The sequence below is a fragment of the Kribbella sp. CA-253562 genome, assembly GCF_050942265.1.
GTDB lineage: Bacteria > Actinomycetota > Actinomycetes > Propionibacteriales > Kribbellaceae > Kribbella.
The window spans coordinates 1,376,270-1,395,613 of the sequence record NZ_CP192049.1 but is presented as its reverse complement, the minus strand read 5'-3'; the positions used below and the strand labels follow the sequence as shown (position 1 = coordinate 1,395,613).

The window sequence follows — 19,344 nt, the reverse complement described above, 5'->3', positions numbered from 1 at the left end:
CCCCGGAGACGACCAGACGTCGATCGGCTGTCTATCCGCCCGAGCGATGCTGGGGTCGTGCAGACCGCTCACGACAACGAACTAGGCGAGCAGCAGCGTCAACTGCTGCGCCTGATGGCCCAGGGCTTCCCCGACACCACGATCGCCCGGCGGCTGTCGCTGGGCCCGCGGACTCTGGCCCGCCGGATCTCGGAGCTGTACGCCGTACTCGGCGTCGAGACGCGCTTCCAGGCCGGCGCCGCCGCTGAGCGTCTCGGCCTGCTGGCTCCGGCTCGCCCGGTGCGAGCACAACGGCATCTGGCGATCACGCCCGGCACCGCCCGGCGGAAGGTCAGCTGACCGCGACCGGCTGCTTCTGCTCCTTCTTCTGGGCCTTCTTCTGGGCTCTTCTCTGGGCAGACCGCCTCCCGGCCGGCCGGCCCAATGTCACACCGACCAGGACCAGCGCCAGGCCAACCAGCTGACCGATCGTCAAGTGGTCACCGGCCAGCGTTGTACCGAGCAACACCCCGGTCACCGGGTTGAGCAGGCCGACCAGTCCGACCGCGGCCGCGTCCAGGTGCCGCAGTCCGGTGAACCAAGCGACGTACGCGAGCGCCGTGGCCACCAGCCCGACGTACGCGAAACCGGCAATCGCCGGCAAATCGAGCGACGGCGGCGCACCCTCGGCAGCGACGGCCACCGGCACCAGCACCAGACCGCCCGCGATCAACTGCCAGGCAGTGGTCGCCAAGAGGTCGCCCCCGCGTCCCCATTTCTTGGCCAGCACGTAGCCGAAGGACGACATCGTCAGCGCGGCCACCGATGCCAGCACTCCAGCCACCCGTACGCCGGCTGTGCCGCCGCCGAGCATCAAGCAGACCCCGGCGATCCCGGCCACCGCTCCGAGCAGCACGCGCCCCGACGGCCGCGCGCCGAGCAGGACCCAGGCGAACAGACCCATCGTCAGCGGAGTCGCCGACATGATCGTCGACGCGACACTGACCGGCAGCAGTTGCGAGGCGACGTAGATCAGCGCGAAGAACGCGCCGACGTTGCAGACACCGAGCACCAGCGACTTCCACCACCGGTCACCGCGCGGCCGGCTTCGCGCCAGCGCGAGCAGCAGGAGCCCGGCCGGCAGCGCGCGGATCACTCCCCCGTACAGCGGGTAGCCGGCCGGCAGGAACTCGTGCGTGACGAAGTAGTTGGTCCCCCACGCGATCGGCGCGATCGCCGTGATCAGCAGCCAGCGCCACGAAGTATCTTCCACGGAAAACATTGTATCTTCCGTGGAAGATATATGCTGACCGGGTGACCGAAGACCGTGTCGACCGGATCCAGGCCGCCTGGCACACCGAGCGCCCCGACCTCGACGTCAGCCCGCAGGGCGTGATCGGCCGGCTGCACCGGATCGCGGCCCACCTGACCGCGGAACTGGCCCTCGTCTACGCCAAGTTCGGACTGACCGAGGGCGAGTTCGACGTCCTGGCCGCGCTGCGCCGCGCCGGTATGCCGTACGAGCGGGCGCCCGGCGAGATCGCGCTGCACACGATGGTGACCACCGGCGCGGTCAGCAAGCGCGTCGACAGGCTCGAGCAGGCCGGGCTGGTCCGCCGGATGCGCAGCAGCACCGACGGCCGCGGCCGCGTCGTCCAGCTGACCCCGGCCGGGCGCCGGCTGATCGACAAGGCCTTCAGCGCTCACATGGCCAACGAGCAACGTCTGCTGTCCGGGCTGACGCCCGCCCAGATCAGCCAGCTCGAAGGGCTGCTGAAGACGTGGCTCACCGACCTGGAACCGCCGACCTGAAACACCGTATCAGGCGGTAAAACGCTGTTTCAGAATCCCGAGTGCTGCTCGTACCAGCGCAGCAGGGGCTCGAACGCCCGGTCCTCGGCGGGCCTCAACGGGCGGACGGTTTCGTAGCCCTCGCGGAACGTACGGCGTACCGCGGGTGACGTCGGCTGCCAGTTGGTGAACCGCGTGCCGAGATAGATCGCCGCCTGGGCCAGGTCTTCCACCCGGTGCCCCCAGGCCAGCTCGTCGAAGTCGAGCACGGCGACGATCTTCGGGCCGCGGGTGAGGATGTTCGCCGCCCTGAAGTCGTTGTGCACCGGTTGCTTGGCGTCGTCGAGCGGCGGCACCCCGGGTACGCCGGTCGGCCGCGGCCTGGTGTCGTTGTGGATCAGCCGGTCGTCGTCGTACCCGGTCAGCGCGTTGTGCAGCTCGGCCAGACAAGCCCCTGCCGCCCGGACCGCGTCCTCGTCCTCCACGTCGAGCCAGTCGCCCGTCACCTCCGGCAGCACCGCCAGCGACAGCTCGCAGGCCGGCCCGTCGACCACCACCCGGACACGCCCGTCCGGGGCCGGGATCGGCGCGGCCACCGGCACGCCACGCTCGTCCAGCACGCGCAGCAACCCCGTCGACGCCTCCAGCCGGTCGAACTGTCCCTGCGCCCGCGACCACTTCACCACCAGCGGACCCCGGTCGCTGTCCATCCAGACGATCGCGTTCTGGTCACTGATCACCAGCCGGCCGCACCCCGCGGCCTCGATCCCCCACACCGCGCCCAGCACCTCGCCGACCCACTCGCCCGCCGCCTCGAACCCGGTGAGCCCGAACCGCTCGCGCAGCGCCTGCTCCGGCTCGGTCTTCTCCCACAGCATCGACAACCCCATCGGCAACATCGCTCCACCGTACGAGCCGCCGGAGTCACCTCCGCGCCGGTCGACGGTTCTGGGGGTGGCGCCCTCTACGCTTTCGCGGGTGAGTACTTATGACACCGACCCGTTCGAGCACCTGGCCCCGGCATCGCTGCCCCAGCGGCAGCAGCAGATCCTCCTCGTGATCCGCGACTGGGTGAACCAGCACGGGTACTCGCCGAGCACCCGGCAGATCGGTGAGGCGGTCGGGCTGCGCTCGGCCTCGTCGGTGTCCAAGCACCTGGCCAGCCTGGAGGAGAAGGGCTTCCTGCACCGCGGTACGTCGGTGTCGCGCCCGATCGACGTCCGCCTGTTCCTGCAGGACGGCGGCAGCTCCACGGTCTCCGACGACTCGGTCTCCGTCCCGGTGGTCGGCGACATCGCCGCCGGTACGCCGATCGCCGCGATCGAGCACGTCGACGACCACCTCAACCTGCCGCGCGGCCTGACCGGCCGCGGCACGGTCTTCGGCCTGCGGGTCCGCGGCGAGTCGATGGTCGACGCCGCGATCTGCGACGGCGACATCGTCGTGGTCCGCCAGCAGTCCGAGGCCCACTCCGGCCAGATCGTCGCCGCGATGATCGACGAGGAGGCGACGGTGAAGGTCTTCCGCCGCCGCAACGGCCACGTGTATCTCGAGCCCCGCAACCCGGCGTACGAGGTGATCGACGGCGACAACGCCACCATCCTCGGCGTCGTCGTCTCGGTTCTCCGCACGGTCTGACCTTCCGTGCGCCGATTGACCAGTGAGCAGGCCCGCCGGATCGCTGTCAGGGCCCAGCTCCTGGACGCCGACAAGCCCGCCGCCAAACGCCGCTGGGGCTACTTCGCCCTCCCGATCCTGTACGGCGAACGACTGGTCGGCAAGGCCGACGTGAAGGCCGACCGCAAGGCCGGCGTACTGCGCGTGCAGGCGCTGCACCCGGAGGTCCGCTTCAGCCGCGCGATCTCCCAGGGCATCCACGACGAACTGGCCGACCTCGCCGCCTGGCTCGCGCTGCCGGAGATCGAGTTCGTCAAGCAGTGACGCCCCGCCCCCTGGTCGGGAGCGGGGCGCCGGAGTCAAGCGGTCAGGCCGGGACGTTCCACAGCTGGTTCGACGTCCGGGCGCAGTCCCAGATCTGCAGCCGGGTGCCGTCGGCCGAGCTCGGGCCGGTGGCGTCGAGGCAGCGGCCGGAGGCCGGGTTGAGCAGCGTGCCGTTCGTCTGCGGCTGCCAGCCCTGGGCGCCGGTTCCGTTGCAGTCGTAGAGCTGGACCTGCGTGCCGTTCGCGGTGCCCGCGGCGGTGACGTCCAGGCACTTGCCGAGGGCCCGCACGGTGCCGTTGCCGACGGTCCAGGTCTGGGCGGCCGTGCCGTTGCAGGTCCACAGCTGGACCGCGGTGCCGTTCGCACTGTTGCCGCCGGCAACGTCGACGCACTTGCCGCCGATGCCGGTGATCGGACCGGTGCCGCCGATCGGCGGGGTGGTGCCGCCCGCGGCGTCGAAGATCGCGCTCACCAGCGAGGCGCTACCCGGCGCGTCCTGGGACAGCTCCCAGTTCATGATGCCGCCGGCGTTCGCGACCGCCCACTGGGTCTTGCGCTTGATCGTCGGGATGCCGTTGTAGCACTGCTGCCCGCCGCTGTTGATGCAGTCGACGTTCGCGTTGTTCGGGTTCATCTCCACGATCTGCGCATAGGTCAGGTATCCGGGGCGGCTGTAGAACGGCACGCCCAGCACGGTCTTGTTCTTCGGCAGACCGCGGTTCTTCCAGAAGTTGGCCGCGTTGATCGACCAGTCGTAGTTGGCGTGCGGGCTGCCGCCGTCGTACGCCATGATGTTCAGCCAGTCGACGTAGCCGAAGACGGCCGGCTGGACGCCGTTCGCGGTGGTGCCCTCGGAGACGACGGCGGCGGTGAGCAGCTTGCCGTTGGCGTGCAGGGTGCTGCTCAGCTGCTGCATCAGCGCGGTGAAGTTGTTGCCCGACGTGCCCGGGTCCGGGTACTCCCAGTCGATGTCGACCCCGTCCAGCCCGTACTGGTTGATCACGCCCATCACGCTGTTCACGAACGTCGTCCGGCTGCCCGCGTTGGCCGCCAGCGTCTCGAACGCGGAGTCGTTGCCGTCGTTCCAGCCACCGATCGCGAGCGAGACCTTGACACCGGCGGCGTGGCCGCGGCTGACCAGCTGGGACAGCTTCGCGGTGTTCTCGATCGGCTGCAGCGTGCCATTGGAGTTCGGCAGCGCGAAGGCGTAGTTGATGTGCGTCAGCTTCGAGTACTGGACGGTGGTCACGTCGCCGGACCACGACGGCAGGTAGCCGACGCTCCTGAACCCGCTCGGCAGGGCAGCGGCGGCGCTCGTCGCGGTGGCGCCGCTCTCGGACTGGGGAGCGGCTCCGGCCAACGGGGCGACGACGGCCCCGGCGGCGGCCGTGGCCAGTGCCAGTCCGGCGACGGCCCAGCGAGTTCGGCGCTTGATCCAAGGTGAAGAAAAAGCCTTCATGGGGGCGGGTTCCTTTCGGACGGGTCCTGGGCGGCACCCCCGAGAGGTCAGCGAACCGACGGAGCGGCCCGCACGGGCCGTCCTTCGGGTGACACCTTCCGGGGGCGGTCGAACGAAGGTGTACTTAAAGAAAAGATCTGACCGAAGTCGCGATCAGTGAATCGCGTTTCGCTCCGTGACGTCAAGAGTTCACTGCGTTAAGAATCCCCGCAGGCGGCAGCTCGAGTCGGCGGCAGCGCAGGTAAAGCAGGCCCGGAGCCTCCCGCCAGACCGGGCGGTCCCCGACCGGCTCGGCCAGGCGCTCGACGCTCAGCCCGGCCGCGACCAGGGTGTTCACGTACGTCGAGAGCGTCCGGTGGTACGACACCCGCGGCAGGATCTCCCACCGGGTCACGCTGTCGTACGGGCCCTCCTCGAAGTACCGGCCGGTGACCCGGCGGGCCGCGCCCGTCGTGTGGTCGACGAACTCGCCGTGCGACGGCGGCTTGCTGCAGGGATGCACGATCGACGCGACGAACCAGCCGCCCGGCTTCAGGATCCTGGCGACCGACCGCAGCGCCGGCTCGAGCTCGGGGATGTCCATCAGCGCCATGTAGCAGACCGCGCCGTCGTACGACGCGTCCGCCAGCCCGTCGAGCCGCTGCGCGTCGCCGTGCAGGTACTCGATCCCGCGCGGGCTGTCCTGCTCGAGCCGGCGGGCGTGAACCAGCAGCGTCTCCGAGGCATCGACCCCGACAACCTGCGCACCGAGATCGGCCAGCCGACGGGCGTCACGACCTTGCCCGCAGGCGATCGAAGCCACCCGCTGCCCGCGGAGGTCGCCGACCAGCTCGTCGAAAACCGGATCGTCGAGACCGCCGCCGTCGGCGTCGACAGTCGAGTGATAGGCGTCGGCGAGGTCGTCGTACGGACTCGTCAGCTCGGTCATATCGCGATTCAACCGGACGTGACCAAAGACCGGCGATGCGCCTGTACTCTTTGCCGACCGGGTGGGTGGGGCTGGGGTTGGTTCGGTTGGGGAGACAACACATGGGTGGCGAGTTCGGGGCCCGGCGACGGGTGCTGTGGATCGCGGGCGCCGTCGTACTGGCGATCGTCGCGGCGGCCGCGACCTGGGCGGTCGCGGTACGCCGTCCGGACGAGCGGCCGGTGTCATCCGGTACGCCGGTGGCCACGCCCGCCGCGACACCGTCGTCCTCGGACGAGGGCGACCCGAAGATGCTCGCGCAGATCGACGCCGTCCTGAAGGCGCGCGCGACGGCGGTGCTGACCGGGAAGCTGCCGCAGTTCCTGGCACACGTCGACACCAAGCTGCGCGCCCGGCAGCAGGTGCAGTACAGCAACCTGCGCAAGCTCGGCCTGCGCTCGCTGTCCTACCGGCGCGAGGCCCGCTGGGTGCCCGAGCCGCAGACGCAGCACGGCAAGAACGCGTACGCGCTCCGGATCATGATGCTGGTCCAGGTCGCCGGCATCGACCCCGCCCCGCGCTACGTTCCGGCCGGCCTGACCTTCGCCGAACGCCGCGGCCGCTGGCTGCTCGTGGACGACGACGACCTGGCCGCCGAGGCGGATCGCCGGTCGACCCCCGAGCCGTGGGACCTCGGGCCGCTCGAGGTCGTCCGCGGCAAGGGCATCGCGGTGGTCGTTCCGCCGTCCGAACGCGCCAACGGCCGGCGACTGGTCCGCGAGGCCGCGGTCGCCGTGCCCTCCGTCCGGACCGCCACCCGGCGCGCCCAGGCCGGCATCCTGGTCGTTGCCCTCGGCGACAAACGGTCGTTCGACGCCGACTGGCAGACCGGCGGCCACCCCGCGGCCGCCGTCGCGGTCCCCAACTACACGGTGCTCAACGCCGAGGCCAACCGGTTCAAGGTCACCGGCAGCCGCATCGTCATCCACCCCGGCGAACGCCGCGACACCGGCCGGTTCCTGCTGGCCCACGAGTTCACCCACGCCGCGATGGCCCCGCTCGGCCGCGGCGCCCCGACCTGGCTGGTCGAGGGCTTCGCCGAGTACGTCGAGCTGAAGCTCACCGCCGACGAGGGCCATCGCCGGTGGCTTGCCGACCAGCGCCGCTCCCTGCGCCGCGAGGCCCTGCCGAAGCTCACGGTGCTGCCCATCGACGGCGTCTTCCACGGCGACTACGACGACCAGAGCTACGGCGTGAGCTGGCTGATCGTCGAGCACCTCGTCACGACGTACGGGCTGAACCGCGTCAACGCGTTCTACACCGAGCTCGCCAAGTCGCCCGACGATTCCGCTGTCCGCGACCGTGCTCTGGCCAAGCACTTCAAGCTCACCGAATCCGCGCTGGTGGCGGCGGTCAAACGCTGACCGGGTGCCTTACTCTTCGGTAAGCGTCCGGGGAGGGGAACTGATGGTGGACAAGCAGGCCGTCGGCCTCCGCAGCCGATGGGCGCCGATCGCGGCGTACTCGCTGGTCGGTGCCGCGACCCAACTCGTGTGGCTCAACTTCGCCGGCGTCACCACGGTCGCCGCCACCCGGTACGACGTCAGCGAAACCGCGATCGGCTGGCTGGCCCAGGTCTTCCCACTCCTGTACGTCGTACTGGCGATTCCCGCGGGCCTGTTGCTCGACCGCTGGTTCCGCGCCGCGTTGCTGACCGGCGCCTTCCTCACGGCGGCCGGCGCGTTGATCCGCCTCGGCGACACCTACCCCTGGATCCTGGCCGGCCAGATCCTCGCCTCGATCGCCCAGCCCCTCGTCCTGAACGCCGTCACCGGCATCACCGGCCGCTACCTCGCGGTGAAGGACCGCCCCACCGGCATCGCCACCGGCACCGCCAGCATCTTCGCCGGCATGATGATCGCCTTCGTGCTCTCCAGCATCTTTGCCTCAAGCAACCAAATCCCGGTGGTCCTCGTACTGTCCGCGGCCTTCGCCGTCGCAGCCGCTTTCGCTCTGCTCTTCACGCTGCGCCGGCCTCCTGTCGCCAAACCCGTTGCCCCGCGCCCCGACCGCAACGCCCTCCGCCTGGCCTGGTCCGACCCCCTGATCCGCCGCCTCTGCGTCCTGGCCCTCTTCCCCTTCGGCGTCTTCGTAGCCCTCACCACCTTCGCCCAGGCCCTCCTGGAACCAGCCGGCGTCCCCGCCGACACCGCCAGCACCATCCTCTTGGTCAACGTCGTCGCCGGCGTCATCGGCAGCGCCGCCATCCCCATCCTGGTAGCCCGCCGCCAAGCCCAGTCAGCCCTCCTGGCCCTCAGCCTCACCGCGACAGCCCTAGGCTGCGCAGCCCTGGCCGTCGCCCCCAGCACGCTGACCGCGTTCATCGCCATCACCATCATCGGCCTCCTACTCCTCCCCGCCCTCCCCGTAGTCCTGGAACTCGTAGAACGCCGTACCGGCCAAGCCGAAAGCACCGCCGCCGGCCTCATCTGGCTCTCCGGCAACCTCGGCGGCCTCCTGGTAGCCACCGCGGTAGGCCTCCTGGTCGACCACCCCACCGCAGCCTTCACCCTCCTCGCCGCGATCGCCCTCGTCGCCGTCCCAGGAGCCCGAGCCCTCCGCCACTCCACCACCTGACACCACCCCCACCCCCCGATCCACTACAATCAACCCGCACCCGCCGACGTGGCGCAATTGGCAGCGCACCGCTCTTGTAAAGCGGTGGTTAGGGGTTCGAGTCCCCTCGTCGGCTCTCTGACCAGGGCATATGCCCTGGTAGCGATGAAGTTTTGGGCTCCAACTCATCACTTACTCACCGCTTTGCTTCTCGGAACATCAGATTTGTCATCCGAGGTCGGGGCCTGGCGGCGGTTGTCGGTCCTGGTTATGGATCGACCTCAGCGCCTCGTCGAGGATGCGGGCCGCCTCCGGATTGAGCACCTTCCGGCCGACGTACGCGTTCATCGTGGTGGTCGTGTCGGCCTGGCCGAGCTGATCCGCGATCATGCGGGCGGACTGTCCGCCGTCGTCCAAGATCGTCGCGGTCGTCTTCCGAAACTTGTGCGACGTCACCCATGCAAGTTCGTCCGCCAATGACGGCAGACCAGCTAGCTCGACCGCCTCCATCAGCGCAGAACGGTCCGATCGAGCCAGGCCGTACAACTGAGACAGCGCAGCCGCTTCCTCCGGAGTCACCTTGACCCGGCCAGTCTCGATCAGGCTGATCCTCGTCTTGCGCCAGCCCAACTTGGCGACGACCTCATCCTGAGTGAAGCCTCCGGCGCGACGGAATCCCTTCAAAGTCTTCCCGAGCTCGGCACGTCGACGAGTGCCGACCGGACGACGCGCACTACGAAGCGCCCTCTGCACGTTGTGCGGATCTCGGAACCCACCGATCGAGTCTGGAAACAGCGGTGAGTCAGGGGGCGTTTCGGGCGTCCATCGCGCATTGACCATCTCGAGCGCCCAGTCCGGCAGGACGAGCAAACGCTCGCCCGCGGCGGTCTTCACCGCCCGCCGGACCAGCCCCTGCCCGACCAGCCGCTGAATCTGATGACTGCAGTCGACCACTCCGGTCTCCCGATCGATTCCACTCCAAATCACCGCAAGCGTCTCGCCGATCCGCTCACCGGTCGCCAGCATGAACTTGCTGATGTCGATTAGGTCGGCCTTGACGGCGCCCTCGTCTTGGCGCAGCAGTTCAAACCACTGCTGCCGATCTTCGGCATCCAACGCCCTGGCCGGCGTACGGCGCTTCTTTCCCAGCGGCTCGATCTCCCGCACCGGATTGTGCGTCAGCGCGCCGTACCGAACCGCCAGGGCGAAGGTTCCGGTCAAGATGCTCTTGCAGGTCTTCGCGCTCGCAACGCCGACTTCATCCTTGATTCCAACGAGCACTCTGTTGACTCGCGGGATACTCGCCTCGGCTAGCTGCAGCTCTCCGATCCGAGGGACCAGATTCTTCGTCGATTGGTAGACATAGGTCTCGTAGGTGCCCGGTGCGCGCCACCCATCGTCAACCTTGGCCTTGACCTCCGCGAGGTACAGCCCAATCGCCACGGCTACTCGATCGGTCGATTTCAAGACAGCAGAACCCTCGGTCCTGACCCGCGTCGTCAGCTTCTCCCGAAGCCGGTCTTTCGCCTCAGCTCGCGATGCTCCCCAAGCCGCGACCTGTCGCGTACGCCCATCGAAGTCCCGGAACCGCGCATTCGCCTCATACTTCGTTGGGCGCCCCCTTTCGTCACGACTCTCTACCGACGTCGTGATCTCACCCCACGTCCCGATCGGAAGCGGGCTCCTCGGCACCTCAACCTCCCCGTGTTCAGCGCCTACCCGACCACCGGGCAGCCACTTTCGATCAACGGCTGAGGCCCTCTCGGCCGACCACCGAATGCCTCGGAGTCCGCAGGTCCGCCAGGCGAGGCACAGGGCTTCGTCGCTCAGAAGGTCAGGCGCGAGGGGCGAGGGGCGTCGCTGATCCGACTGCTCGCGGCGGGTGATTCGATCTCCGTCCCTCGCGGCAGGCGAGAGCGAGGCCCCGGCTCACAGGCGTCGACGCCGCGCAGGCAGGTGGCACTGTCGGTCAGCCAGGAAAAAGTTGGCGGTCCACCCCAACGTTGAGCGGCCCGCCGCCATCTAGTCTTACAAAGGCCGACGAGGAGGATGCTCATGACAGGATGGGAGCGTTCGTTTGACGACCTCTTGTCCGCTCGTGGGCCTGCGCTCAGTAGATATGCGTACCTCTTGTGCGGTGACGCCTCCAACGCGGCCGACCTAGTCCAGGAGGCGTTGCTACGCGTTTTTGCGCGCTTGCAAACAGGCGACGATATCGACCAACTTGAGGCCTACACTCGGCGTGCGGTCCTCAATTTGTACCTTGAGGGCCGGCGGAAGCAGGACAAGTGGGAGGCGCGACGGCACCTGCTCACGTCTCGGTCTGAAACGGACCTGATCGAAGAGCAAATCCCCTTGAGAACTCGCGTCCTCGACGCGGTGGCAAGCCTGTCTCCACGTCAGAGAGCGTGCGTCATTCTCCGCTACTACGACGACCTCACCGTCCCAGCCATCGCGGCAGAACTAGGCTGCAGCGTCGGAACCGTCAAGCGCCATCTGGCAGACGCCAAGGTCCGTCTCGCCGATGAACTTGGTGCCATCGAGGAGGCGCTCTGATGCGTGAAATCCTGAAAGAGTCACTCGAAGCGCGAGCAGCCGACGCGCCGGACTTGCTGCTGATCCGCGATGATCTCAAGTCTCGAATCCGCAGACGCCGGCGCCGGAAGCTGGCGATCGTTGGGGGCGTCTCTGTCCTTGCACTTTCAGTACTCACAACCGGAGCGCTGATGATCCTGCCGTCGTCTGATCCGGACCCCATGATTCCGGCTGCATCGCCTGGCCAGGGTCTACCCGGCTGCGGCTCACGGTTCGATCCACGACCAGAGGCAGATTCAGTGCTCCGCCTCGAAGGAACGGTGCCACCCGCGTCGCTTAAAGGCAGTGCAGCGATCTCGGTAACCATCAAGATAACGAACACGTCCACGGCCACACAACAGTTGATGACTAACAGTTCTGGCGCAAAACTCTATGTCATCAGAGATCGTCGCGTGCTCGCCATGTCTACTCCTGACAGAGGGACCGGAAAGGTTCTTGCTCTTGCCCCTGGCCAAAGCTACGAGTACCACATGAACGCAACTTTGCGCGCCTGCGGGGAAAGCGAGATCGATCCTGGCCGATACGATATATATGCGGTTCAGTCTTTCATCGTCGGCGCGCTCGGCAATGCCGATCAACGAACTGTGGACGTCCAAGGTGGGCCATGGGGAATCGCAATCAACTGACGTAGCCGGCAGGAATGAAGCCTGCACTTCGGCGGACGTGCAGACTCGGATCTACCGATTCCCCGGTGCCAGGTCAGCTAGTAGCGATCGTCGCGCTGAACTGACCTTGAATGCTTGTCCATTTCTCCGCATAGGTATCCAAGCCACTGGCCGCAACAATCATGCCGCGGATATATACCTTGCCGCCGGCGTAGTTGTAGACAGGCCCGCCCGAGTCGCCGTCCCATGCACCAGATCCCGAGGAGGTAAGCAAAAGCAAGCCAGGCGTGCAGCCGTAAGTGTCGCACCACCGAGCCACGGTACTGACGACTTCCCGGCCGCAGACTTCTGCGGACCAAGCGCCGCTCTCACAGAAGACGCCACCCTCGGCAACCGTCCCTGCGCCGCCTACCAAGATCGTCGTGCCAGTCTGGTTTCCGACATAGATTACGGAGCCGTATGCACTTCCCCCGAGCGCTTCCATGTCGTACGCGGGGAAACTTGGACGACTAACGACGCGCCCCCAGCCGGAGTAGCCGTTGGGCGACATCACTCCTTCGTTGAACGAGTAGCAGTGCCCTGCCGTGACCATGTAGCGGCCCGTAGAAGATCGGAACGTAAATCCGCTCGTGCACATATTTCCGCTCTGGATCCCCTCGATGTGGGCGCCACCCCGATGTGGCTGCGGATCCTGAGTACGACTTCGCCGCGCAGCGTTCGCATCGTAGCGATAGGAGATCAATCCCGGAAAGCGATCGAGAAGCGGTTTCATGACCTCACTCGGAGCGTTCGTCGTCACTTTCACGACGTCCTCCTTGGCATGATAATAGAATCCGTAGCTGTATTGAGCAGCGCCAGGACTCCATGTTCGCTCAGTGAGGCGCGCAATAGCCCCATCGACCTCGGCCTTCGTGGACTTACTCGACACCGTCGAGGCGTCCACTCCGCCCTGCATCACGCGACCAAGCGGAAGGGAACTGCCGAGGCCGGCCCTCGGCCGGCGGATGACGAACTTGCCACCGGCGTGATCGTAGTAGGTCCCGAGCCCGCCATTCTCCTTCGAGTATGCACTGACGAGTAGCGACTTCTGATCTCGCAAACTCTGCGGACCGGTATCCGCCTGTGCCGCGAATCGTTCCTTCTCGGCCTCGCTCGCATCGACTTCCTGGAGCGTTTGCCGGCCGGCGTTTACGCCACCCGGTGACGCAAACTGCGTAGCCGATGTGGGCGATGCGAGTAGCGCCCCCACAGTCCCAGCTGCAACGATTGTCGAAATAAAACTCACTGCAAATCTCGACCGCGCCATTGGCCCCACCTCCGAAGTCGAAAATCTCCCCTTTCATCGACGCTATGCACACAATGGGCAGACGTCCAGAGCGGGAGTCGGGCCCTGCCAGTTTTGCAGCAAGTTGCAAAACAATCGAATGATTGAGGACGCCACCACGGCCTCGACCGCACCCTGGTCACATCCGGTGGTCGCGCTCGGGACCAGTGGGCAACCAATGGTTGCCAAGGGCGCAACAGGTGGAACCGGATGCGCGGGATCAGGGCGTCACCAACCCCCGCAGCAGGAGGCGTTATGACCACCGTGGTCGACACCGCGACCGAAGTTCCGTCGTTCCAGATCGAGGATCTTGGGCCTGCGCTTCACCGACCCGGCTGGGATCCGCTTCGACGGCCGCTACCGGCCCGGCGCCCTTCCCGGCGTGCCGGGGTAGCGGTCTCGCCAGCCGTGTGGGAGCTGATCCGCCGGGCCTTCAACTTGCGCACCCAGACGCTCACGTGGCGGGGCGCTGCCCTGAATCTTCGATAAGCCGCGCGCGCTCTGCGAGCCATGGGCTCCACGGTGGTGAATGCGAGTTGTAGAACCAGTTGAGCAGCCGCGCCCAGCGCAGCACCCGCCAATAGGCCGCGGGGAATGAGCGATGCCTGTGCTTGTTGATCCACTACTGAAAACGCCGCGCCGGACCATACCAACAGGACCTGTCGCTGGCCCTGTTTGAAGGCATTGCACGGCTGCGCACGTTCCGCGACTCTCCCATTGATCGTGAAGTCACGAGCCCCAGTCGTCGCACGCCAACTGCTTGAGATTGGAGCCTCCGCACGCTGGATCGCTGGCGCGATAGGGCACGGCAGGGGATGCCGTTTCGTCACCCTGGTCAGCAATGTGATGCGAACGTCAGGAACAGTCGCGATCAGGGTAGCGGCGCCGGCCGCCCGCCATGGATCGGTATGGTTGAAGCATTCCAACTTACCCACCGACTTCGCGCTCCCTTGGCCCCAATGTTGGAGACTCGTGGTCGCCGGGTAGGCAGCATCTTCTGCCCAAAAGGGCAACTGAATCGAACCGTCCCCGCCCGCCCTATCCAACGTACATGAGTGATCATCTTCTCCGACACCGTCCCTGTACGTCCACACATTGACCCACTCGGGGAGAACAACTGACAAGTAAGAGGAATTCACGGAGTAGCGTGAAACTTCTGTGTTGAGATTCCTGATACCTGAAATTGCGTCCGCAGCGGCCATATCGGTTTCGATGAATATATGAACCCTGTCGACCGGTGAGGAAATCACATCCAGCGGCTCCTCCAACAACGGCTGACTGATCTGGTACGTCAATATCAAGAACCCGAGAACTAACACACCCCGCAGGGTGTTCCGGAGATCACGATGACCCTTGTTACGGCCGCCGCCCGCTGAGCCTGTTTGCACTCGGTGCCTAATAACCTTCAGCGAAGGGCTCCGCTCGCTTCGGAGGTCATGCTTCTCATCCAAGCTAGGCGCCTCGGGAGTTGCTGACCCGGACCGACTTGACGAAGCGTTCAACCGCCGCATCAATCGACTCCCGACATACACGCCGACACTAACGCCGGCGGCAGCACTCAGAAATCGATTCACGGTTCGCTTGCTCATGCGCGCTCTTCATCGGGGAATGTTTGATACTGAGTCCGAAATTCCATGTATCCAGCCGCCGGTGGAGCATCACGCGTGGTGCCCGCGACCTTGTCCTGGCACCCTGGGTTCTCCAACCGAAGCGTTGCATGATGAAGCTGCATCCACCCAGAGTACGAGTCAGCAGTACGTCGTTGCCGTCGCTTAGACGCGGGAAACCGAAATTCTCGATTCCGACTTGCAGCTTCCGCTACAGATATCCTCAGTCCCCTCCGGCGGTACTACAATCCGTCGCGCCGAGTCGAACACGCGACCCACCGCAGCCAAGCATGGCGCGATCGGGCTGACCCGATCCGCCGCGGTCCACTACTCACGCCAAAGGTCTACCGTCGCGCCGGTTCCGCTTCGCTGGCCGACGAAACCCTCCACGAGGCCGCTACGACCTTCGACGCATCGGCATCCCGCGTTCGGCCGAGCGCGCCCGCGACGAATGCGGCCGGACTGGCCTGGCGCTCCAGCCAGAAGTTGGCATAGAGAAGGTAACGCCTAGTTGCGGAGCCGGTCGCCGCGGGCCGCTTGAACCAGGAAGCAGCAGCTGAGCTTGTTCGGTGCGGCAGACCTCGGCGGCGCGACCGCTACCACGAGAGGCGCCGCCGGCAACCTGCGAACTGACTCGTGCTCGTCGCGCGTTCCACCTCCATCAGAAGCGCAGCTGCGGGACGTCGTACAGCTCGGTCAACCGCTCTCGGTTCATAGCAGGCCCCGTGATCTCGACGAGGTACATCTCCGTCAGGAACTGAACCTTGGCTCCCAGTAGATGGCTGGTGAAGCCGCTGGCAGATTGGTGCTTGAGTCCAACAGATACGTGGATGTGTGGCAGCACGGCACCTGTGTCGGGCTCGCAGGCAAGGGTGCCACCGCCCATCGCTTCTACGCTCTCTAGATGGACTGAAGACCAGACCGGCGCTTCCGTATCCGCGACCTTCTCGCACGCGCCTACTAGCTCCACTTCGCGGAGGCCTGCGATGAACATCGGGACGAAGCCCTGCCGCACGGCGTGCTCCCGGCAGAAGGTGGCGAGTGACTCGAAGAAGTCCTCGCCGTGATCGAAACGAACGGCGAAGGTCCGGCCCATGGTCAGTTCGGCGGCGTGCAAGTCATGCTCCTTGGTTTCGATCGAGGCTGGCGATGTAGCTGAGGGCGAGGTCGAGGCCGACGGTGGAGAGCAACCTGCTGCGAGGCTGGGCGATACCGCCGGCGCCGACCACCGAGAGGTCAGTGCAGCGTTTGCGGAACCAGCTCCACGGGATGTTGAGGTAGCCGGCGAGCGCCTCCAGGCGGCGCGCTGCTGTCGGCTGCTCGATGATCGAGCGGCTCGACGCGGCCTCCGCGATCTCGCGGTAGACCATCCGGCGCGAGGGTGGGGCGCTGGCGTCGACGTACCAGAGTCCGGGAGCGCGCAGCCAGTTCGCGACGATGGCTTCGCCGCCGAGGACGAAGCCTTCGACCTGGCCGTGGTCGGGGGCGGCGGTGACGTCGACGGCGATCTGAAAAGCCTCCATCAGGGCCACGGCGAGCAGCAAGACGATTCGCTCGTACCGCGGCGAATTCTTCACCTCGTGCTCAGGGATACAGAACGCCCGGCGATGGCGCTTCAACATCTTGGTGGTCGCCCGCAGGTACTCGATCTTGTGCGTCCAGATCAACCAGGACGACGCTTCCTCACCTCGTTGCTCACGGCTCCAAAACAGCGGCGTCGACGTGAGCCGGCCCAGGTTGCGCACGATGTGGTCCGCACAAAATCGAGAACCCAACCAGCGGGCCGACAACTCATGGAGATCCGGAACCGCGCCGAAGGTCAGGCTGGACGACGGCAGCTCGCCGTACGGGCTCAGCTTGGTGCGGTAGTGGTCGAGCGAGTAGTCGTCGGCGAGCAGTGCCGCGTCGGTGTTCGTGATCACCCAGAGGATTGCGACGGTGAGGTCGTCGAGGACGTACGCCGAGGGGACGTGCCGTGTGCGGTCGGGTCCGAGCGGCTTCCGTGCGAGCTGACGACCGTCGGCGACGTGGTACCACTCCTCCCCCGCCGCGTCGGTTACCGCGATCACCGTCGACCGTCTGTCCGGCCTGATCGTCGCCTCGTCGTCGAGCGACTTCACGGCGAGCTGATCGTGCCCGGTCGGTTCAGCCGGCCAGTAGAACGCCTCCAGGTCGAGACCCGAGAACAGGCGGCCTCCGGGCACCTTGAGTCGACCGACCTCTCCCTGGCCAAGCGAGCCCTTGCCGTTCAGGCTGGCGAGGTCGATCAACGCAGTAGTGTCCGACGACGCGACACGGACCTGCGCAGGTCCGGAGGAAGCCGCACGACGATTCTCGAACCCCAACGCCGCGGCATCGGACACACCGAGCACTCGGCACAGAGCGTCCCGGGCGTGCTTCCCGGGCCACGTGTACCAGCCGCGCTCCCAATCAGAGATTGACTTAGCAGTGATTGCGCCCATGGAGCCAGTGGCGCGCAGAATCTCCTCGTTGACGAGTTCGGCCAGCCGGGCCTGGGAGAGCGCGCCGCGCGCCTGCTTCAGCAGGACGTTGGGCTGGCGCTCTTCCCTGGTCATGACGCGCGAGCAGCCCATGGTCGCTGATGCTCGCCGGAGGCTGGTCGTCGGTTCATGCTGACAGCCTGCTACAGACTGTGAGGACGCCACTACGACCCGGTTGGACGCTTCCGGGACGTCTTGCCTAGGCTAAAGACGTCCCAAAATGTCTTAGGTTAGGTACATGGCCAACGAACGACTCCGGACCGCGCTCCTGGAGAACGGCATCACGCCGCACGAGCTCGCGTCCGAGGTCAGCGTCGACACCAAGACGGTTGAGCGCTGGGTCAAGGGCCGGACCCCGCACCGCCGGCACCGCTACCAGGTCGCCACGCGACTAGGCGTCGACGAGGGCTACTTGTGGCCGGACGCGCTCTCGCGCGAGCAGGTGACGACCGCGTCCGCCAGCGAAATCCTGGCCGTCTACCCGCACCGCACCGAGGTGCCCAGGGACGTCTGGCAACGCCTGTTCGAAAGCGCCGAGGAAGAGATCGGCGTACTGGTGTACGCCGGACTCTTCCTGGCCGAAGACCGTGGACTGCTCAGCATCCTCCGCAAGAAGGCGGCGAACGGCGTGCGCGTCCGGTTTCTGGTCGGGGATCCCGATGACAGGAACATCGGCGACCGCGGCGAACAAGAAGGCGTCGGTGACGCGATGGCCGCGAAGATCCGCAACGCGCTCGTTCTGTACGGCCCGCTGCGCAAGGCCGCCGGAGTCGAGTTCCGGGCGCACCGCACCGTGCTCTACAACTCGATCTACCGCTCCGACGAGACGGTCCTGGTCAACACCCACGTCTACGGATTTCCCGCGCCGGCTGCCCCCGTATGGCACCTCCGCAAGGTTGCCGGCGGGGAGATCGCAGGGATCTACCTCGACAGCTTCGAGACCGTCTGGGAAACCGCTGCTCCACTGCCGGAGGATTGATGGCCCGCAGAATCGACTACTACGACGACCCGGCCGCGCCTCAGGCGAACAGCATGGTGCCTTCGGTGAACGTGGTGATCGAGAACGAGGCTGGCGAGGTCCTCGTGATCCAGCGGTCCGACAACGGCAACTGGGCCGTTCCCGGCGGCGCGATCGACCTGGGTGAGTCGATGACTCAGGCAGCCATCCGCGAGACCCGCGAGGAAACCGGCATCGAGTGCGAGATCACCGGGTTGATCGGCATCTACACCGATCCGAAGCACATCATCCTGTACACCAGCAACGGTGAAGCCCGTCAGGAGTTCTCGATCTTGTTGAAGGGCCGCGCTCTCAGCGGTACGCCGACCCCGAGCGACGAAAGCACGAAGGTCGAGTGGGTCGACACCTCGCGACTGGACAGCCTGCAGATGGATCGCTCGATGCAGATGCGCATCGAGCACTACCTGCGGAGATCAGACACCCCGTACCTCACCTGACCCGCCAGCCAGGCTTCGACTGACGGTCCGGGCGGCGTCACGCAGTATCGGCGCCGACCGTGTGATCGACCGATGTACGACGTGCTCCGGCGGATACCGCGTCAGGATTTCGGCAAGACGCTGATCAACGTCAACCGTCGAACCATCGACACCAGCAGTCAGGTCGCAGTAGATCAAGGCGTTCAGAAGCCGCGGTGCCGGCCGCGCGAACTCTTCCAACTCCGAAGTGAGGCCGCGCTCCTCGGCCTCAACGGCAGCAGCAGTGTGGTGGGCGACCAGCTGGCAGACGACTTCGTCGACGCCCACCTCATCACGGAGATATCTGGCCCCATCCAACGGATGGAACCCCGTACGCACCAGCGAGGGCGAGTAGCCGACGTCATGAAGCCATGCCGCGATCTCGATCAGCTCAGCATCTTCGCCCAGCATCGAGTCAAGGGTCCGGGCGCGCCCAGCCACTCCCTGAACGTGCGACCAACGCTGCGGCAACGCTTCGGCAAGGAGATCTTCAGCGATCCCCTTGGCCCATGTCGTTCTGCTCATGACCGCGACCCTACGACTCGC

General features: G+C 66.4%; 19 protein-coding genes and 1 tRNA gene. 11 read left to right on the top strand and 9 right to left on the bottom strand.

Annotated features, from left to right (window positions below):
- The first annotated feature begins 57 nt into the window (after positions 1-57).
- Positions 58-339 carry a response regulator transcription factor gene (locus ACQPXM_RS06760; protein ID WP_432945884.1) on the top strand — a complete coding sequence of 94 codons (282 nt, stop codon included), beginning with the start codon at positions 58-60 and terminating at the stop codon, positions 337-339.
- Here ACQPXM_RS06760 and ACQPXM_RS06755 read toward each other — a convergent pair.
- The gene (locus ACQPXM_RS06755) at positions 332-1,261 is read right to left on the bottom strand and encodes an EamA family transporter (RefSeq protein ID WP_432945882.1); all 930 of its coding nucleotides are present in this window, start codon (positions 1,259-1,261) and stop codon (positions 332-334) included. The two genes, ACQPXM_RS06760 and ACQPXM_RS06755, sit on opposite strands and share 8 nt — an antisense overlap.
- Positions 1,262-1,293: 32 nt before the next feature.
- Between ACQPXM_RS06755 and ACQPXM_RS06750 the strand changes: the two genes are divergently transcribed.
- Positions 1,294-1,791, top strand: a complete 498-nt coding sequence (locus ACQPXM_RS06750) for a MarR family winged helix-turn-helix transcriptional regulator (RefSeq protein WP_432945880.1) — start codon at positions 1,294-1,296, stop codon at positions 1,789-1,791.
- A 29-nt stretch (positions 1,792-1,820) separates the two neighbouring features.
- Here the strand turns inward: ACQPXM_RS06750 and ACQPXM_RS06745 are convergent, their stop codons facing one another.
- Positions 1,821-2,669, bottom strand: a complete 849-nt coding sequence (locus ACQPXM_RS06745) for a phosphotransferase enzyme family protein (protein WP_432945878.1) — start codon at positions 2,667-2,669, stop codon at positions 1,821-1,823.
- A gap of 79 nt (positions 2,670-2,748) precedes the next feature.
- On the opposite strand from ACQPXM_RS06745, the gene lexA reads away from it, so the two are divergent.
- Together lexA and ACQPXM_RS06735 are read left to right on the top strand one after the other, a co-directional pair.
- Positions 2,749-3,408, top strand: a complete 660-nt coding sequence (gene lexA, locus ACQPXM_RS06740; RefSeq protein WP_432945876.1) for a transcriptional repressor LexA — start codon at positions 2,749-2,751, stop codon at positions 3,406-3,408.
- 15 nt (positions 3,409-3,423) lie between these two features.
- Positions 3,424-3,711 (top strand): DNA glycosylase AlkZ-like family protein, encoded by a 288-nt coding sequence (locus tag ACQPXM_RS06735; protein ID WP_432945874.1) that lies wholly within the window; start codon positions 3,424-3,426, stop codon positions 3,709-3,711.
- Between the two features lie 43 nt (positions 3,712-3,754).
- On the opposite strand, the gene ACQPXM_RS06730 is transcribed toward ACQPXM_RS06735, so the two are convergent.
- Positions 3,755-5,170, bottom strand: a complete 1,416-nt coding sequence (locus ACQPXM_RS06730; RefSeq protein WP_432945872.1) for a glycosyl hydrolase family 18 protein — start codon at positions 5,168-5,170, stop codon at positions 3,755-3,757.
- A 181-nt stretch (positions 5,171-5,351) separates the two neighbouring features.
- Entirely contained in the window at positions 5,352-6,098 is a 747-nt protein-coding gene (locus ACQPXM_RS06725) for a class I SAM-dependent methyltransferase (protein ID WP_432945870.1), read from the bottom strand.
- Between the two features lie 101 nt (positions 6,099-6,199).
- Between ACQPXM_RS06725 and ACQPXM_RS06720 the strand changes: the two genes are divergently transcribed.
- The 3 genes from ACQPXM_RS06720 (at position 6,200) to ACQPXM_RS06710 (ending at position 8,829) form a co-directional block, all read left to right on the top strand.
- Positions 6,200-7,501 carry a hypothetical protein gene (locus ACQPXM_RS06720; protein WP_432945868.1) on the top strand — a complete coding sequence of 434 codons (1,302 nt, stop codon included), beginning with the start codon at positions 6,200-6,202 and terminating at the stop codon, positions 7,499-7,501.
- A gap of 43 nt (positions 7,502-7,544) precedes the next feature.
- Positions 7,545-8,714: an MFS transporter gene (locus ACQPXM_RS06715; RefSeq protein WP_432945866.1), complete on the top strand. Its 1,170-nt coding sequence runs from the start codon at positions 7,545-7,547 to the stop codon at positions 8,712-8,714.
- Positions 8,715-8,756: 42 nt separating this feature from the next.
- Positions 8,757-8,829, top strand: a tRNA-Thr gene (locus ACQPXM_RS06710).
- Positions 8,830-8,921: 92 nt separating this feature from the next.
- On the opposite strand, the gene ACQPXM_RS06705 is transcribed toward ACQPXM_RS06710, so the two are convergent.
- Positions 8,922-10,160 (bottom strand): helix-turn-helix domain-containing protein, encoded by a 1,239-nt coding sequence (locus tag ACQPXM_RS06705; RefSeq protein ID WP_432945864.1) that lies wholly within the window; start codon positions 10,158-10,160, stop codon positions 8,922-8,924.
- A 588-nt stretch (positions 10,161-10,748) separates the two neighbouring features.
- Here ACQPXM_RS06705 and ACQPXM_RS06700 point away from each other — a divergent pair.
- Both ACQPXM_RS06700 and ACQPXM_RS06695 read left to right on the top strand, forming a co-directional pair.
- Positions 10,749-11,249 carry an RNA polymerase sigma factor gene (locus tag ACQPXM_RS06700; protein ID WP_432945862.1) on the top strand — a complete coding sequence of 167 codons (501 nt, stop codon included), beginning with the start codon at positions 10,749-10,751 and terminating at the stop codon, positions 11,247-11,249.
- Positions 11,249-11,914 carry a hypothetical protein gene (locus ACQPXM_RS06695; protein ID WP_432945860.1) on the top strand — a complete coding sequence of 222 codons (666 nt, stop codon included), beginning with the start codon at positions 11,249-11,251 and terminating at the stop codon, positions 11,912-11,914. Before ACQPXM_RS06700 ends, ACQPXM_RS06695 begins: the two co-directional genes overlap by 1 nt.
- Before the next feature lie 73 nt (positions 11,915-11,987).
- Here ACQPXM_RS06695 and ACQPXM_RS06690 read toward each other — a convergent pair whose 3' ends face one another.
- From ACQPXM_RS06690 to ACQPXM_RS06680, 3 genes are all read right to left on the bottom strand, one after another.
- Entirely contained in the window at positions 11,988-13,199 is a 1,212-nt protein-coding gene (locus tag ACQPXM_RS06690; protein WP_432945858.1) for a hypothetical protein, read from the bottom strand.
- A gap of 2,286 nt (positions 13,200-15,485) precedes the next feature.
- Positions 15,486-15,941: a PPC domain-containing DNA-binding protein gene (locus ACQPXM_RS06685; protein ID WP_432945856.1), complete on the bottom strand. Its 456-nt coding sequence runs from the start codon at positions 15,939-15,941 to the stop codon at positions 15,486-15,488.
- A gap of 1 nt (position 15,942) precedes the next feature.
- A complete protein-coding gene (locus ACQPXM_RS06680) occupies positions 15,943-17,418 on the bottom strand; it encodes a hypothetical protein (RefSeq protein ID WP_432945854.1) in 1,476 nt (491 codons plus the stop codon).
- A 145-nt stretch (positions 17,419-17,563) separates the two neighbouring features.
- Between ACQPXM_RS06680 and ACQPXM_RS06675 the strand changes: the two genes are divergently transcribed.
- Both ACQPXM_RS06675 and ACQPXM_RS06670 read left to right on the top strand, forming a co-directional pair.
- Positions 17,564-18,304 (top strand): XRE family transcriptional regulator, encoded by a 741-nt coding sequence (locus ACQPXM_RS06675; protein WP_432945852.1) that lies wholly within the window; start codon positions 17,564-17,566, stop codon positions 18,302-18,304.
- Complete coding sequence (locus tag ACQPXM_RS06670) at positions 18,304-18,780, top strand: NUDIX domain-containing protein (RefSeq protein ID WP_432945850.1); 477 nt, start codon at positions 18,304-18,306, stop codon at positions 18,778-18,780. The genes ACQPXM_RS06675 and ACQPXM_RS06670 overlap by 1 nt, the downstream gene beginning before the upstream one ends.
- On the opposite strand, the gene ACQPXM_RS06665 is transcribed toward ACQPXM_RS06670, so the two are convergent.
- Positions 18,757-19,323, bottom strand: a complete 567-nt coding sequence (locus ACQPXM_RS06665) for an HD domain-containing protein (protein ID WP_432945848.1) — start codon at positions 19,321-19,323, stop codon at positions 18,757-18,759. The genes ACQPXM_RS06670 and ACQPXM_RS06665 overlap by 24 nt on opposite strands.
- Positions 19,324-19,344: the final 21 nt, after the last annotated feature.

Excerpts from the sequence above, each read along its gene's own strand:
- ACQPXM_RS06700 (WP_432945862.1), top strand. The coding sequence starts at position 10,749 with ATGACAGGATGGGAGCGTTCGTTTGACGACCTCTTGTCCGCTCGTGGG.
- ACQPXM_RS06725 (WP_432945870.1), bottom strand. The coding sequence starts at position 6,098 with ATGACCGAGCTGACGAGTCCGTACGACGACCTCGCCGACGCCTATCAC.
- ACQPXM_RS06670 (WP_432945850.1), top strand. The coding sequence starts at position 18,304 with ATGGCCCGCAGAATCGACTACTACGACGACCCGGCCGCGCCTCAGGCG.
- ACQPXM_RS06695 (WP_432945860.1), top strand. The coding sequence starts at position 11,249 with ATGCGTGAAATCCTGAAAGAGTCACTCGAAGCGCGAGCAGCCGACGCG.
- ACQPXM_RS06690 (WP_432945858.1), bottom strand. The coding sequence starts at position 13,199 with ATGGCGCGGTCGAGATTTGCAGTGAGTTTTATTTCGACAATCGTTGCA.
- ACQPXM_RS06680 (WP_432945854.1), bottom strand. The coding sequence starts at position 17,418 with ATGGGCTGCTCGCGCGTCATGACCAGGGAAGAGCGCCAGCCCAACGTC.
- ACQPXM_RS06755 (WP_432945882.1), bottom strand. The coding sequence starts at position 1,261 with ATGTTTTCCGTGGAAGATACTTCGTGGCGCTGGCTGCTGATCACGGCG.
- ACQPXM_RS06675 (WP_432945852.1), top strand. The coding sequence starts at position 17,564 with ATGGCCAACGAACGACTCCGGACCGCGCTCCTGGAGAACGGCATCACG.
- ACQPXM_RS06665 (WP_432945848.1), bottom strand. The coding sequence starts at position 19,323 with ATGAGCAGAACGACATGGGCCAAGGGGATCGCTGAAGATCTCCTTGCC.
- ACQPXM_RS06720 (WP_432945868.1), top strand. The coding sequence starts at position 6,200 with ATGGGTGGCGAGTTCGGGGCCCGGCGACGGGTGCTGTGGATCGCGGGC.
- ACQPXM_RS06745 (WP_432945878.1), bottom strand. The coding sequence starts at position 2,669 with ATGTTGCCGATGGGGTTGTCGATGCTGTGGGAGAAGACCGAGCCGGAG.
- ACQPXM_RS06730 (WP_432945872.1), bottom strand. The coding sequence starts at position 5,170 with ATGAAGGCTTTTTCTTCACCTTGGATCAAGCGCCGAACTCGCTGGGCC.
- ACQPXM_RS06715 (WP_432945866.1), top strand. The coding sequence starts at position 7,545 with ATGGTGGACAAGCAGGCCGTCGGCCTCCGCAGCCGATGGGCGCCGATC.